Here is a 14584-nt window from a genome sequence, read left to right as displayed (position 1 = left end):
GTAAGCGAGGGAAGGATAATGAGAAAAAAAATTGCACTGCTAATCATCGTTGTCATGGCGGCGTTCACGCAAGCCGCAACGGCCATGGCATTGGAAGACAGGTATGCTCGTGATCAGCAACTGGTACTGGACGAAGTGAATAAATACCGCCAGTCTCGGGGATTAAAGCCCCTGGTGATGAATAAATTCATGTCGCATGAAGCGGCAATCCATAGTCAGGATATGGCATCCAGGCGCATGGCATTTGGCCACATCGATTTTAACAAACGCATCAAGCGCATCTATGACAAAATCCAGCTCTGCCGTGCCGGGTCGGAAAATGTGGCGTATTTTAAAGTGGGCCCCCGAGAAGTGGTGCGCCGCTGGCTGACCAGCCCTGGCCACCGCCGCAATATTGAAGGCCCTTTTAACATGACTGGCGTGGGAATCGCACATGATAAACGCGGTTACATTTATTACACGCAGATTTTTGTGCGCACGGATAACCCCGCTTACACTCAAATCGCTAAAAAATAACATCAAGGCCGGTCCTTCAGGAGCGGCCCTGGGTTTATTCAATCGTGCCGCAAGCTATGCGGGCACCGCCGCCGCCTAGGGGCGGGTTATCACTGTAATTGTCGCCGCCGGCATGGACCATGACAGCCAAGCCTTTTAAGTCACTGGTTTTTAACCTCGGTGCGAGCAAGGGGACATTGGCTTGTCCCTCGCTATTAACAGCTAAAACGGGTAAATCGCCTAAATGCCCGTTGCCATAAGGGCCGGCATGGGTATTGGTCCTGGCTGGATCGTAATGACCACCTGCTTTCATGCCCTTATCGCCGCAATCGGCCTGTTGATGCAGGTGAAAGCCGTGCATCTGTCCTGCGGGAAGTGCGTTTAATGCCGGTTTTATCAAGAGCCCGTACGGGCTGTCCTCAAAAACAACCTGACCGATTTTTTCCCCGGTCTCGGTGGCATAAAGCACACTGGTGACTGCCGCGGCATGCGCGGAGGATAAAAGAAGACTGCCAGCAGATAGCAAAACGGCGATTTTCATGATGTTCCTTAATTTGTAGACGGTTGATAAGTCTAGCATTCTCTGTCAAAGCCAGGCTAGTCATCCTTATTCATGGGCATCATACCAATGAAGCCGCCTAAAGCGACTAAACTGAAAGCAATGACGAGTTGACGTGTGGGGCTCGCCATCCCAAGGAGAATTAAAACCAGCATCGATAAGACGGGATTACCATAGGACAGCAGGCTTAACAGTTTAAAATCGCCGTTTTTAACGCCAAAATCCCAGCAAAAATACGCGAGGCCCTGAGTCGTTAATCCCATCAACAGCAGGACGGTCCACTTCTTGCTCTGCGGAAGCTGGGTGGTTTCGTAAGTTCCATGCAGGATGCCTGATACCAGGGCGGCAAACCCGCAATACAGGCCGATCATCTCAACAGGGGACTCGTTAAAAAAGCGGGCTGTGATGCTGTAAAGAGCCCATACAAGCGCGCCAATGAAAGCCAGAATATAACCCGGCAGGTATTGACGATCAAAGCCGGTATCCCCCTGGCATAAGAGGATGTAGACACCGGCAAAACCAAGGCAGGCGGCCAAGAGGTGCTTGATGCTGCGTTGTTCATTGGGTAGAAAGCCGGTCATGACGAGGATAAGGAGCGGCCAGAGGTAATTGATTAAATCCGCATGGGAGGCCGGGGCGTATTTGAATGAAGCCACGTAAAAAATCTGGTTGCCGTAGATGCCGATAAACCCTATGAGGTATAAGGGCCAGGGTTGTTTGAGTTTATGCCACTGCCGTCGTATGGTGAGATGCGCGGCTGAAAACAGGAAGCTCACCAGAAAGGTCAGGCTCAAGGTTTCAAACAGGGGCAGCGATGTAACCGTTGCAGTGAATGGCGCGGCCAATACCCAGAAAATCAAGGCGCAATAACCAATACAGGTCGGGTATTTTTTGACGGTCATGGTTTACCGGGCAATTTGATTAAAATCATGGTAGCAACTTAAGCTAAAAAGGCAACAGGAATTATTGCCAGGCTTCTAAAGTAATGCTGTCGTTATGCTTTTGAAAACCTTATAATAATTTTTTTTAAGTAGCTGCGATGGATTACCATTCATGGAATTGAGAATTGACAACACGCCGTTTAAGGCCATTTTTCAACCGCTGGATTTAGGGTTTACCCATCTTAAAAACCGGATTCTGATGGGTTCCATGCACACAGGTCTTGAGGAGGATAAGGATGGTCTTAATCGCCTGGCCGCCTTTTACCGTGAACGGGCGTTAGGCGGGGCAGGATTAATTGTAACCGGTGGATTTGCCCCGAATCGTTCCGGCCGTTTGGCACCTTTTGCCGCCAAGCTCACCAACAGCAAAGAGCAGCAGCGCCATGAAGTCGTTACCCATGCCGTACACGATGCGGGAGGTAAAATCGCCTTGCAAATTCTCCATGCCGGGCGTTACGGGTATCATCCCTTTATTGTGGCCCCAAGCGGGATTAAATCACCCATCAGCCCATTTAAACCCTGGGTTATGACAAAACGCCGTATCGCCAAAACTATCCAGCATTTTGTTCGTTGTGCCAGGCTTGCCCAGGGGGCGGGTTATGACGGGGTTGAAATCATGGGCAGCGAAGGCTACCTCCTCAATCAGTTCATCGTGACCCACACCAACCACCGCCTCGATGACTGGGGCGGCAGCTACGCTAACCGTATCCGTTTCCCTGTCGATATTGTGCGGGAAGTGCGGGAAGCCGTCGGTGAGAAATTCATCATCATTTACCGCTTATCGATGCTGGACTTGATAAGCCAGGGCAGCAGCTGGGAGGAAATTGTCTTTTTAGCCAAGGCCATCGAAGACGCCGGAGCCACGTTAATCAATACGGGTATTGGCTGGCATGAGGCCCGGATTCCTACCATTGCCACCATGGTGCCGCCGGCGGCGTTCACGTCGGTGACTAAACAATTGAAACCGGAAATACGCATCCCGTTAATTACTTCAAACCGCATCAATACGCCGGAATTGGCTAATCAGGTATTGGTTGATGGGCATGCGGACATGGTGTCGATGGCGAGACCCTTTTTAGCGGATGCGCATTTTGTGGAAAAAGCCAAACGCGGTGAAAGTGCAGCGATCAACGTCTGCATCGCTTGCAATCAGGCTTGCCTTGACCGGGTCTTTGTCAATAAAACAGCCTCCTGCCTCGTCAATCCCCGAGCCTGTAATGAAACCGAGCTCGTGTATCAAGCCGTGCATCACCCCAAACGCATCGCGGTTGTTGGCTCAGGACCTGCCGGTCTTGCGTTTTCAGCCGTGGCGGCTGAGCGCGGGCATCAAGTCACCCTGTTTGAAAAAAGCAACGGGCTGGGCGGCCAGTTTAATCTGGCGAAACGTATCCCGGGTAAGGAGGATTTTCAACACACTATCAATTATTTTGCTCACCAACTCCCTAAATTGGGGGTTGATATCCGCTTCGATACCGAGGCCACGCCGACCTTGCTCCAGGATTTTGACGAAGTGGTACTCGCGACTGGCATTACCCCAAGAATTCCGCAAATAGAAGGCATCGAGCATGAAAAAGTCATGACTTACATCGATGTCATCATGGAGCGGCGGGTGCCGGGGCAACGTGTTGCCATTATCGGCGCCGGTGGTATTGGCTTTGATGTGGCGGAATGGTTAACCCACGAGCATCACGGCCACGAGGCGAAGCATTTTTATAAGGAATGGGGCATTGATTTGACTGTTAGCCATCGCGGCGGTCTTGAAGAGCCCCAAGTGACCCCAAGTCCGCGTCAGGTCTATTTGCTTCAGCGCAAGAAAGAAAAACACGGCAAAAACCTGGGTAAGACCACCGGCTGGATTCATCGTTTAAGCCTTAAACACAAACACGTCGAAATGCTGGCGGGGGTCGCCTATGAGCGCATTGATGATGAGGGCCTGCATATCCGTATGGGTGAGGAAAAAATGGTATTGCCGGTTGACTCCGTCATTATTTGTGCCGGACAAAATGAACTGCGGGATTTATATGAACCCTTGCGGGAAAACGGACAATCGGTGCATTTAATTGGGGGAGCTTTCAAAGCACTGGAACTGGATGCGCGCCACGCCATCGATCAGGCCTGTCGTCTGGCGGCCTTGCTATGAAGCATATCGCCGTCATCATTAACCCAATGGCCGGCAATGGCGCGGGGAAGAAAATCTGGCGGGCCTTGGAGCCCGGGCTAAACGCTCTTTTTGAAAAAATCACTTACCGCATGTCCAATTACAGTGATGACATCAGTCAGTTAACCCGTGATTTGCTCAGCGAACACCCGGATTACCTGGTTATTATCGGGGGCGATGGCACCTTAAGTCAGGCGATTAACGGTCTGATTGCCGAGGATCAATTGCGTTATCCCGATCTGAAAGTGGCTTATTTCAATTGCGGATGCGGCGGTGATTTTGCCAGACAGTTTCCCTCCCAGCACATCACGGAATTTCTCGATCGGCTCGTCCACAATCAAACGATTAATACCAATGTGGGTAAAATTACCTTTCATGATAAAATCCGTTATTTCATCAATATCGCCAGTTGCGGGGTATCGGCTGAGGTGGTTGTCAGTGCCTCGAAAACACCTTGGTTAAAACGTGTGGGGGGTGGAATATATTATTTTGTCCACGGGTTTAAATCCTTACTGTCTTTAAAACCTGTGGATGTGCGTATTGAATACGATAATCATCCGGCTGAGACGGTTAAGATGTCCATGATTGCCCTTTGCAATGGCCAGTTCTTCGGCGGACGTATGCATGTAGCCCCTATGGCCAAGCTGGATGATGACTTGCTGGATGTGGTGATGTTTCTGGATGCAACCCCCTTAAGGGCGCTGTTGAAATTCCGCAAAATTTATTCCGGTCGGCATTTGCAGGAGCCCAAAGTCCATTATCGGCAAGCGAAAACGGTGTTGATTGAAACCCTGGGAAAAAAGGTGTCTGTGGAAGCGGATGGCGAGATCCTGGGTTATTTACCCGCCCGGTTTGAATTAATTCCCATGCAATTGCAGTTGATTATTTAAAAAGTTGTATCATAATTAAGAGGGTCAAATTTAGATTAAAAAATTACCAGTTAGATGAAAATTTAAATTTTTTGTAAATGTATCTTCCTGTTTTTTTAGTAATATTCCACGCCAAGAATTGCACACACTAACAAATTTAGTGCATCACCGTGCTGATTTTGCTATTATAGTGAGCAATTTTTACATTAGTTAACCCATTTTTTTCAGTTACGATTTATTTTGGAACCATTTATGACACAAGAATTAGCAAGCTTCGCTGACCTCGACCTATCGGATGTTTTACTGAAAGCCTTAGAGGACATGAAGTTTCAAGCGCCATCCCCTGTTCAAGCCCAGACGATACCGTATTTGCTTGAAGGCCGGGATGTGATTGCGCAGGCACAGACGGGTACGGGGAAGACGGCAGCATTTGCTTTGCCTATTCTTAAACGTTTATCGTTAAAATCTAGGGCAACCCAGGCGCTTATCCTGGCGCCGACACGTGAGTTGGCGATTCAGGTGGCTGAGCAGTTTGAAGCTTTAAGCGTCCATCAGAAAGGCACCACCGTGTCTGTTCTCTGTGGCGGGCAGGACTATAGTCGTCAGCTTAAACAATTGCGCGAAGGGGCGCATATCGTTGTAGGAACGCCAGGGCGAATTCTCGATCACATCGATCGGGGCACGTTGCAGCTTCATCAATTGAAAACGTTTGTGCTGGATGAAGCCGACGAGATGCTGCGTATGGGTTTTATTGAGGACGTGGAAACCATCCTTGCCAAATTGCCTGACGAAAAACAGATCGCCTTGTTTTCAGCCACCATGCCCTATCGTATCCGCCAGATTGCTAACAGCTACCTCAATGATCCGGTTTCGGTGGAAATTAAAACGGCAACAGCCACCGTTAAAGCCATTGAACAACGTTTCCTGTTTGCTACACCGGCACAAAAACCGGATGCCCTGCTTCGGGTTTTGGCCGTTGAAGACTATCAGGGTGTGATTGTTTTTGTTCGCACCAAGAGCAGCACGGAAGAAGTCGCTGCTGTGCTGCAGCAGCAAGGTTATCGCGCGATGGCGATTCATGGCGATATTACCCAGGCGCTGCGCGAACGCATCATTGCCCAGTTTCGTCAGGGCGCGATTGATATCCTGGTTGCCACCGATGTTGCAGCGCGTGGTTTGGATGTCGACCGAGTGACCCATGTTATCAATTACGATGTCCCCCATGACTGTGAAACCTACGTGCACCGTATTGGCCGTACCGGACGTGCCGGCCGAAGCGGCGTGACTGTATTATTCATTACGCCAAGGGAGTCGCGTATTCTCAATACCATTGAGCGTCATACGCGCCAGCGCATTGAGAAAATCGTTGTGCCTAATGATTATATGATTGAACAGGCCAGGCAGGAACGCTTGATGGCTAATATCAAATCCCGTTTTGCCCATGAGCACGTGGCGGGTTATTACCGCATTATTGAGGAATTCCTCAAAGCCAATCCCGAAGCCTCGGCCATGGATGTCGCAGCGTCCTTAGCCCTAATGCTTAATCAGGATAAAGCCTGGCAACTGGAGTTGCCAAAGCCGGCACGTGCGCCTAAAGAAACCAGGCAGCGGGATGGCGAGTTTAAATCGGCGCGTCATTATGAACAACGGCAGGGTTCAGAGCGTAAAGGCTTTGGCAAGAAAAATATCCGCGATGATTACCCGCAGGAACTGTTCCGCATCGATGTGGGCCGTATCCATGGTGTGAAACCCGGTAACATTGTCGGGGCGATTGCCAATGAAGCCGGCTTGCAGAGCAAGTACATTTCCGGTTTGAAAATCCACGATGATCACTCCACCGTACGTTTACCCCAGGGCATGTCCAAAGAAGTATTCCAGGATTTGAATAAAGCCTGGGTTTGCGGCCGCCAATTGAAGTTAACGTCGCTGGGCGTGGTGTGATTGCCTGCCGATTAAGCGCTGCCTAGGTGTCTTAATCGGCATTTCTCTGTTACTTTGGCCCATTGGGAGCTAAGGCGACGACGGCCACGGCAGCCAAAGCCGCTGCGGCAAGACCGCCGTAAAATACATAGGGGTTGTTGGCCAGCGAAGGCTCTTTCATGGTGTCGATTCGCTGCTTAATAACGTCCCTGACATCAGCAAGCGGTTGCTTGGGTTTGATGCCTTCAGTCAAACCGGGAACCAGTTCATTCTTGATGTATTCATTCAGGAACTGCACCTGCTCATACATCTCGATATGATGCTTAAACTGTTCTGAAGCACGCACCAGGGCTTCAAAAACTGCAGCGGAAAAATCAACCGCTGCTTCTTTATCCCAGTCTTTCAGGCCAAAGCTGGCTTGACAATTGTAGCGGCGTTCATCTTTATCATCCTGTGTATAGCTTGCCCGCGCTTTTTTTAATTCCTGTTTATCGCTGAGTATGGCGGGCAGGGCTATGAGAAATTCACGCGTAAATTTTTTATTAAAATCCATAACCGATTCCCGAAAATGAAGGAAGCCTATTTTAAACAGGGATTGGTGAGGAGGGCTAGTAATAAAAGAAGCTGAATGCCGCTTCGGGAGTTTTCTACAGGCAAATAATCCCCTATCATCCCGATTTATTTTCTCTACTTTTCATATCAACACGTTAAGGAAAATGATGATTGTTATCTTTGTCCATGGCTGGAGTGTGACCCATACCAACACCTATGGCGAACTGCCGCAATGGCTTGAAAGCCAATGCAGGGAAGGCGCCTTGGATATTCAGGTCGGTAATATCTATCTTGGCCACTACATCAGCTTTAACGATACCGTCACGCTCGATGATATTGCCCGTGCTTTTGAGCATGCCGTGCGCGAGGAAATAGCCGACAAGCTGCGTCATGGGGAGCGTTTTGCCTGTATTACCCATTCAACCGGCGGCCCTGTGGTTCGTCAATGGATGGATTTATACTATAAAAACAACCTTGCCAAATGCCCCTTAAGCCATTTGATTATGCTTGCTCCCGCTAACCATGGCTCAGCGCTTGCGCAATTAGGCAAGTCGCGGTTAGCGCGAATAAAATGTTTTTTTGAAGGCATTGAACCGGGGCAACACATTCTTGATTGGCTTGAGCTTGGAAGTGAGCGGAGCTGGCAGCTGAATGAAAGCTGGCTGCATTACGATTGCACAGTGCATGGCATATACTGCTTTGTTCTTACCGGTCAAACCATTGATCGCCAGTTGTATGATGCGCTCAATTCCTACACGGGCGAAGCCGGATCGGATGGGGTGGTTCGGGTCGCGGCAGCCAACATGAACTACAGTCGTTTGCAGTTGCATCAGGAGGGGAGTAACGGTGAAAACCTGGTGGTAACCAAGCTGACACGTACGCAATCCATGGCTTTTGGCGTTCTGCCGGGGTGTGCTCATTCCGGCAAAAAAATGGGAATCATCCGCAGCGTGACCATGGCCAATGCGGCCGCCCACCCGACGGCCATGTGGGTGTTGCGCTGCCTGAAGGTCAAAAGCCGGGACGCCTATACTGCTCTGGCTAAATCACTCGACAAGCTCACCGAAGAAACTCAGAGGAATGAACATATCGAGCAGGTTAAGACACTGATTCATAAGCGCGAGTACATTACCAATCGCTATGCCATGATTTTATTTAAGTTGATGGATGACCGCGGCAACCCGCTTGACGATTATGATCTTTACTTGACAGCCGGCCCCCAATACAGCGAAGGCGCGTTGCCCAAAGGCTTCTTCGTTGATCGCCAGCGCAACCTTCGTAATCCGGGTAAACTCACTTATTTTCTTGATTACGATGTGATGGAAGCCGGGATTAATACCCCAAAAATGCAGGGTAATCTGGGGTTTCGGATTAAGGCATACCCTGAGGCCAGTGATCGGGCCCTTGCGTACTACAAATTACTTGATTTTCATTCCTCACTCGCAGACATTAACAAAATCCTGCACCCCAACGAAACAGTCATGGTTGAAATCAGGCTTCAACGCCGGGTCGACAGCATCGTGTCACGCCTCACCAACAATCTTATTCCTGCAAAAATCATTGCAAAGCCCACGGGCAATCACATTAAGTAAGCTTAGCCGGCGTCAATCCGGCGCCCAATTCTCTAAAGACGTATTTTGCGGATGCAATGCCGTTTGGGGGAAGGGGCTAAAACAGGTGGCGAAAAAGCCTACCATCTTTCCAGCCAGCGAGTCCTGATCAGTCAGGCGTTTGAGGCGGGTAGGGGCTTGATTAGTGCCGGTTAAAATCAGATTAACATAACTTAAACAGTCGGTTTCGCCCGGTTTCATGCGGGTGGCGATAAACTGCTTGGTGCAGGCATGAGTAGCCTGAAGGTGCTCATGCAGTGCCATCATACTCAGTAATTGCCGGCCATCGACCTGCCGATTTTCGCATTGCGCTGCTGATTGTTTGAGGTTAGAACCGCCAAGCGAAAACTCAAGGGCTAAGTCTTTATCGCCAATTGTCAGTTTGATTAAGGCATGATGGCCGACATACCCCCTTAAGGCATCGCTGATGAAGCGGGCATTAAAGGTCAGGATTTGGTAAGTCTGCGGACTGTCCAGAAACTGATCCAGAGCATCCTGGTTATTATTGAAATACTCACTCAGTAAACGCTTTTTCAATTCATCAATGTGGCGGTTAAGGGGTTGGTATTGGCTGCTGGCCAAGTGATTCAGCGAACGCCAAAGGCCATCCAGGGTGTATTTAATCTGGCGGAATGTTTCTTCTTTAAACCATTTTTTAGGGGCGCGAAAACCAATCATGGCGCCGACAAAAAATCCGGTAATGAAACCGATGAGGGCGTGTTTGAACGGGTTTTCAAGCCGTGCTCCGGCGCGAATCAGGCCTGAAAACCCGCCTATCAACCCGCCCAGGATGCCGAGTACCAGCGCGGCTAAGGCGCCGCCAATATTTAAAATACCCTGAACAAGTTGGGTTTGGATGCTGTTGGTACCGGCAATTTTAACGAGGGCATGATAGCTTTTCTGTAATTTCTGCAGGGCGCTATCCAGAGACGCGGTGTCATGGAGACTAAGAAACGCATGACACTGGTCAGTCAGCTCAATGGCAGCCTCAAGCACTGCATGGAAGTAAGGTTTGGGCTGCTGCTTGAGTGTGGTTAGCAAAAGCAGCAGGAAATATTTAATTTCATGATTGGGCAAACGCTCAATTTTCCCGCTGAAACGCCGGAGCTTTGTTTGATAAGCCTCAGTGTGCATGGTGTGATAGGTGGCGATTAAATCCATATAATGTGGATAGAGGGTATAAATTGCAAGTGATAGTTGACTTATGGCGTGATTTGCGGTGAAAGTGGCAATTATTGGGGCTGAATGTAAATTAAATTGATCCATTTGACGGCCCTATACTATAATGGCCACGCTTTTTTATAAAAAATAAGGCCTTAAATGAATGTGTTAATCACTTTGCTTGCCCTGCTTTTTTCAGGATTTGTGTCTGCCGCACCCTTAAAAAATATTGTGGTCTTTGGCGACAGTTTGTCAGATAACGGCAATCTTTATGAATACATGGAGCGTAAATTGCCGGAATCGCCACCTTATTATGAAGGACGTTTTACCAATGGACCGGTATGGGTAGAAAAATTGGCTGAGCTTTATTTTCCAAAAGATGGGAAAGGCCGTTTACTGGATTATGCTTTTGGTGGGGCCGGGATTTCCAATGACAGTGAAGACGATGGCATTTTGTTTACCCTGAAACGGGAAATAGACAGTTATTTGCTGGCGCACCAGGATAAAGCAGATGAGAACAGCCTGTTCATCGTTTGGATTGGCGCCAATAATTACCTCGGTATCCCGGAAGACGCCGATAAAACCGTGACAGAGGTTAATGCCGGCATCAAGCACGGTTTGGAACGCCTGGCCAAAGCCGGCGCCAAACATGTTCTCGTGTTGAATCTGCCGGATTTGGGTAAAATTCCGGTTGCCCGTTTGTTTGATGCGACCGATGCTTTATCAGCCATTTCCATTGATCATAATACTCGCCTGATGCAAACCTTAGACGAGCTGAAAGAGAATTATAAAGATGTTCAGTGGTTGCAATACGATGTGTATCAGATGATGGGCGATGTGTTGGCTGATCCGGGCAAATACGGCTTCAGCAATACCCTCGAAACCTGTTATGACGTGATAGTGGACAAGCCTTCACAGCAGTCCATGCTTAAAATCGCGCAGCGCCTTAAGTTTCAGGGCCAGGTCGATTGCTCAAGCTACCTGTTTTTTGACCCCGTGCACCCCTCCGCACCGGCGCATGATATGATGGCTTTGCGAGTCCGTGACTTGCTGAATGCTGCTGATATTCAGTTTGTGGATTAATCTCTCCCAGTCCGCGGCCTGTTAGCCGCGGCACCCATTACTCCGGCTTGCCCTGCTTTAACCTGCCTAAAATCCCGGCAGGAATTTTGCTTAATCACAGCACAACTCCTGTTATGCAGCGCCTATGCGTGTTCTTGTGGGATGTCTCTTATTGGGGCTTTTACTGATGGCCAGGGCGGAGGTATCGACTCTGGAAATCAGTGTCAACCAGAAAAAGGTCAACTTACCTTATTGGGCTCCTGATATGAAATCCAAGGGTGGCGTGGTGATTCTCTTTGGCGATCCGCCCGTGTATGGTATTCAGTTTGCTAAATCCTTAGGAGAAGAATTGGCGAAACGGGGATGGTCGGTTGTTGTGGTTACGGCAGATACCGGGAAGGAGAAGGGTTCCTGGATGGAGCAGCTGCCTGAAGCCTTGGCCGCTTTACGCCAGAAAAACAATAACCGCATGATGGTTGTGCATTACGGTGACCAACTGCGCGTGACGCTGGATTATTTTTCCAAACCGCAGTCAAAAAAGGTTAATGGCTTAATCCTCATTTCGGCTTATGATAAACCGGAACAAAAGGATAGCCTTGAGTTGCTGAAGAAAGTCAGTTTTCCCATGATCGATATTGTCGGGCAATTTGATTATGCCTTTGTCTTAAAGCAGGCAAAAGAGCGGCGCAACCAGGTGGGTGAGGAAAAAAATTATCACCATATCAAGATGCCGGGGGCGCGTCATCAATACTGGTATGCCATACCGATGGTCGTTGCTTACCTCAATGGCTGGATGCTGAAACAGGAAGCAGAAGAGCCGGTGAAGCCGCCGATCAAGTTGCGATAGCCTACCAACCTTTGCTTTCGCAAATCAATTCATAGGCTTTGGTGATTTTTTGGGTTTTGTCATTGGCCATTTTTATCATTTCTTCCGGCAAGCCTTTGGCAATCAGTTTATCCGGGTGATTGCGGCTAATGAGGCGTCGATAGGCTCGTTTGACATCCTGTTTACTTGCCTCCGGCGATACCTCCAGCAGGGCATAAGCTAAGGTCAGGTTATTTTGCGGGCTATAACTGCTTTGTTGACGGCCAGAATAGTGACGGTTGGAATACGATTGACGGTTTTGCGACGAATAACTGTTTCTGCCGCCCGATTGGGTGGAACCGGAATTGGCACCGGAGTAAGAATAAGAACGGGTCGCTTGAGGGCCAAAATCCTCATAAAAACGGTATTGTTTGTGTAAAGGCGCAAAGCCTAAGCGATTAAAAACCATATCCAGTGCTTTAATTTTAGGCGGTGACAGGCCATCGGCCATGGCTGCCCGGTACTGGATGTCCATGAATAGTTTGAGCAATTCCGGATTGTCCCGGCACGTCAGCTGCAGCATATTCAACGTACGGCCCAAATCAAACGAAGGCTGCTTGCCGTCGCGGAAAAAGCGTTTGGCCAGGGTTTTCTGTTCATAGCTTAAGCGCATTTCATCCATTAACGTCCGAGCCATGGCGATTTCACGCTCAGAAACCCGGCCGTCTGATTTGGCAATGTGCCCCATCACTAAAAAGGTGGTTTCAAAAAAAACCTTTTGGACGGCCTGTCGCTTTTCCTCGTGGTAACGCCAGTGAGGACGGGAAAAGTGTTCGATGAGGCCGCGATCAAATACGTTGCCAATTAAAATACCCAGGAAGGCTCCGACGGGCCCCGCAATCTGGTAGCCGAAGAAGGCTCCGAGTATTTTCCCCCACCAGGTGTGGGTGGTAAAGAATTGGCGAAAATTCATTAAATCAGTGTTCCGTAATCTCGTTAAAACAGGTTGAGAGGCTGGCGAGACGAATAGGCCTCTGGTTGCCATTCCCAACCAATACTACTAGTTTAGCGTTTTTTAGCGAGGGAGGGAATTTTTGGACATTTTCATTGCTGTCTTTTAGCGCAAGCAGTATCCTTGCGTCGGCAACAAATATATACTTGCTCTTTTTTTAAGGGTAGTGTATGCGGATTATTTATTCAACAATCTGGTATTTATTAATTCCTTTTCTGCTCCTGCGGTATTGGTGGAAGGGCAGAACGTTGCCCGCCTACCGCGAGCGGATAGCTGAGCGCTTCTGCCTGGATCAACTACCTCAGCAATCGTTTGACATCTGGCTGCATACGGTATCCCTGGGTGAAGTGATTGCAGCAACCCCACTGGTTGATGAATTGCTGCGCTCACAAAAGAGCCTGTTAATCACCACCATGACGCCCACCGGGGCTGAGCGGGTGGCACGGCAGTTTGGCGACAGGGTAACGCATCGCTATGTCCCTCATGAACTGCCTTTTACCCTGCAACGGTTTTTTAAGGCGTTCAAGCCGCGTATGGGCATCATCTTTGAAACCGAAATCTGGCCCAATATGATCCATTATGCAACAGAGGCCGGTACACCCCTGGTTTTATTCAATGCCCGTTTGTCAGAACGCTCCATGCGTTCCTATAAAAAAGCGGCGTCTTTCTTTAAGCTCTATTTAAACCAGTTTCAGGGCATCTATGCTCAGGGGCAGGAAGATGCCGAGCGCTTTATTGCCTTAGGCGCTGAACCGGCGCGAGTAAGCGTCTTGGGTAACATCAAATTTGATTTGGAAACAAAAAATGTCAATGCCGATGTCTTTCAGCAATTGCAGGCACGATGGGGCAGCGAGCGCACCGCCGTGGTCATTGCCAGCACGCATGAAAACGAAGAAGAATTGATTTTGTCTCAGCTAAGGCGTTTGCAGCAAGCTATTCCTGAAGTTGTCCTGATTCTGGTGCCGCGCCATCCGGAACGTTTCCAAAAGGTCATCCAGCTGGCGCAGCAGATGGGTTTTCGTACCGGCCAGCGCAGTGATTTGGATAGTATTCAGCCTGACAATGACGTGGTGGTGGTTGATTCCACCGGCGAATTGCTGGCCTGTTATCAGATTGCCGATTACGCCTTTGTCGGCGGCAGTTTTGTTCCGGTTGGCGGTCATAATGTGCTTGAACCCATCGCCATGGAAGTGCCTGTATTCAGCGGACCTCATACCCATAATTTTAAAATGATCATGGCAGGGCTTGTTGCAGCAAAGGCTGTGAAAATCATTGATAAGGCTGAGGCGTTGGTTGATGGCCTGGTCCAACTGCATAGTAACCCGGTTGAGCGGGAGCAACTCATCAAAAACGCCAGTGAGGTGCTGAATGCTAACCGTGGGGCGGTCGCGCGTTATGTCGCTGTTGTGAATGAATGCCTGTCATCGCGATGAGCTACTA

At 49.3% G+C, this 14584-nt stretch carries 13 protein-coding genes; 8 read left to right on the top strand and 5 right to left on the bottom strand.

What is annotated here, in order from left to right; all coding sequences use genetic code 11:
* The first annotated feature begins 18 nt into the window (after positions 1–18).
* The gene (locus Lery_RS02305; protein WP_237759125.1) at positions 19–516 is read left to right on the top strand and encodes a CAP domain-containing protein; all 498 of its coding nucleotides are present in this window, start codon (positions 19–21) and stop codon (positions 514–516) included.
* A 34-nt stretch (positions 517–550) separates the two neighbouring features.
* On the opposite strand, the gene Lery_RS02300 is transcribed toward Lery_RS02305, so the two are convergent.
* Together Lery_RS02300 and Lery_RS02295 are read right to left on the bottom strand one after the other, a co-directional pair.
* Positions 551–1036, bottom strand: coding sequence for a superoxide dismutase family protein (locus Lery_RS02300; protein ID WP_058525629.1), 486 nt, complete (start codon positions 1034–1036; stop codon positions 551–553).
* Positions 1037–1092: 56 nt separating this feature from the next.
* Positions 1093–1956 carry a DMT family transporter gene (locus Lery_RS02295; RefSeq protein WP_058525628.1) on the bottom strand — a complete coding sequence of 288 codons (864 nt, stop codon included), beginning with the start codon at positions 1954–1956 and terminating at the stop codon, positions 1093–1095.
* A 151-nt stretch (positions 1957–2107) separates the two neighbouring features.
* Here Lery_RS02295 and Lery_RS02290 point away from each other — a divergent pair, with 151 nt between their 5' ends.
* The 3 genes from Lery_RS02290 (at position 2108) to Lery_RS02280 (ending at position 6963) form a co-directional block, all read left to right on the top strand.
* Positions 2108–4135, top strand: a complete 2028-nt coding sequence (locus Lery_RS02290) for an NADPH-dependent 2,4-dienoyl-CoA reductase (protein ID WP_058525627.1) — start codon at positions 2108–2110, stop codon at positions 4133–4135.
* Positions 4132–5043, top strand: a complete 912-nt coding sequence (locus Lery_RS02285) for a diacylglycerol/lipid kinase family protein (protein ID WP_058525626.1) — start codon at positions 4132–4134, stop codon at positions 5041–5043. The genes Lery_RS02290 and Lery_RS02285 overlap by 4 nt, the downstream gene beginning before the upstream one ends.
* A 231-nt stretch (positions 5044–5274) precedes the next feature.
* Complete coding sequence (locus Lery_RS02280) at positions 5275–6963, top strand: DEAD/DEAH box helicase (protein WP_058525625.1); 1689 nt, start codon at positions 5275–5277, stop codon at positions 6961–6963.
* Between the two features lie 49 nt (positions 6964–7012).
* Here the strand turns inward: Lery_RS02280 and Lery_RS02275 are convergent, their stop codons facing one another.
* Positions 7013–7495, bottom strand: coding sequence for a hypothetical protein (locus Lery_RS02275; protein ID WP_058525624.1), 483 nt, complete (start codon positions 7493–7495; stop codon positions 7013–7015).
* 166 nt (positions 7496–7661) lie between these two features.
* Between Lery_RS02275 and plaB the strand changes: the two genes are divergently transcribed.
* Positions 7662–9086 carry a phospholipase PlaB gene (plaB, locus tag Lery_RS02270; RefSeq protein WP_058525623.1) on the top strand — a complete coding sequence of 475 codons (1425 nt, stop codon included), beginning with the start codon at positions 7662–7664 and terminating at the stop codon, positions 9084–9086.
* Between the two features lie 12 nt (positions 9087–9098).
* On the opposite strand, the gene Lery_RS02265 is transcribed toward plaB, so the two are convergent.
* Positions 9099–10265 (bottom strand): hypothetical protein, encoded by a 1167-nt coding sequence (locus tag Lery_RS02265; protein WP_131750924.1) that lies wholly within the window; start codon positions 10263–10265, stop codon positions 9099–9101.
* A gap of 159 nt (positions 10266–10424) precedes the next feature.
* Here Lery_RS02265 and plaA point away from each other — a divergent pair, with 159 nt between their 5' ends.
* Together plaA and Lery_RS02255 are read left to right on the top strand one after the other, a co-directional pair.
* Positions 10425–11348, top strand: a complete 924-nt coding sequence (plaA, locus tag Lery_RS02260) for a GDSL family lysophospholipase PlaA (protein WP_058525621.1) — start codon at positions 10425–10427, stop codon at positions 11346–11348.
* A 124-nt stretch (positions 11349–11472) separates the two neighbouring features.
* Positions 11473–12174, top strand: a complete 702-nt coding sequence (locus tag Lery_RS02255) for a type 1 periplasmic-binding domain-containing protein (RefSeq protein WP_058525620.1) — start codon at positions 11473–11475, stop codon at positions 12172–12174.
* Position 12175: 1 nt separating this feature from the next.
* On the opposite strand, the gene djlA is transcribed toward Lery_RS02255, so the two are convergent.
* Positions 12176–13105, bottom strand: coding sequence for a co-chaperone DjlA (djlA, locus tag Lery_RS02250; protein ID WP_058525619.1), 930 nt, complete (start codon positions 13103–13105; stop codon positions 12176–12178).
* A 209-nt stretch (positions 13106–13314) separates the two neighbouring features.
* On the opposite strand from djlA, the gene waaA reads away from it, so the two are divergent.
* A complete protein-coding gene (gene waaA, locus Lery_RS02245) occupies positions 13315–14577 on the top strand; it encodes a lipid IV(A) 3-deoxy-D-manno-octulosonic acid transferase (RefSeq protein ID WP_058525618.1) in 1263 nt (420 codons plus the stop codon).
* Positions 14578–14584: the final 7 nt, after the last annotated feature.

It is taken from the genome of Legionella erythra, assembly GCF_001467615.1.
GTDB lineage: Bacteria > Pseudomonadota > Gammaproteobacteria > Legionellales > Legionellaceae > Legionella_C > Legionella_C erythra.
Note: the sequence above shows the minus strand (reverse complement) of the source record. Positions and strands in the feature narration are given on the sequence as shown.

Bases quoted from the DNA above. Each gene is read 5' to 3' on its own strand.
- Lery_RS02305 (WP_237759125.1), top strand. From the start codon at position 19: ATGAGAAAAAAAATTGCACTGCTAATCATCGTTGTCATGGCGGCGTTC.
- Lery_RS02300 (WP_058525629.1), bottom strand. From the start codon at position 1,036: ATGAAAATCGCCGTTTTGCTATCTGCTGGCAGTCTTCTTTTATCCTCC.
- Lery_RS02295 (WP_058525628.1), bottom strand. From the start codon at position 1,956: ATGACCGTCAAAAAATACCCGACCTGTATTGGTTATTGCGCCTTGATT.
- Lery_RS02290 (WP_058525627.1), top strand. From the start codon at position 2,108: ATGGAATTGAGAATTGACAACACGCCGTTTAAGGCCATTTTTCAACCG.
- Lery_RS02285 (WP_058525626.1), top strand. From the start codon at position 4,132: ATGAAGCATATCGCCGTCATCATTAACCCAATGGCCGGCAATGGCGCG.
- Lery_RS02280 (WP_058525625.1), top strand. From the start codon at position 5,275: ATGACACAAGAATTAGCAAGCTTCGCTGACCTCGACCTATCGGATGTT.
- Lery_RS02275 (WP_058525624.1), bottom strand. From the start codon at position 7,495: ATGGATTTTAATAAAAAATTTACGCGTGAATTTCTCATAGCCCTGCCC.
- plaB (WP_058525623.1), top strand. From the start codon at position 7,662: ATGATTGTTATCTTTGTCCATGGCTGGAGTGTGACCCATACCAACACC.
- Lery_RS02265 (WP_131750924.1), bottom strand. From the start codon at position 10,265: ATGGATTTAATCGCCACCTATCACACCATGCACACTGAGGCTTATCAA.
- plaA (WP_058525621.1), top strand. From the start codon at position 10,425: ATGAATGTGTTAATCACTTTGCTTGCCCTGCTTTTTTCAGGATTTGTG.
- Lery_RS02255 (WP_058525620.1), top strand. From the start codon at position 11,473: ATGCGTGTTCTTGTGGGATGTCTCTTATTGGGGCTTTTACTGATGGCC.
- djlA (WP_058525619.1), bottom strand. From the start codon at position 13,105: ATGAATTTTCGCCAATTCTTTACCACCCACACCTGGTGGGGGAAAATA.
- waaA (WP_058525618.1), top strand. From the start codon at position 13,315: ATGCGGATTATTTATTCAACAATCTGGTATTTATTAATTCCTTTTCTG.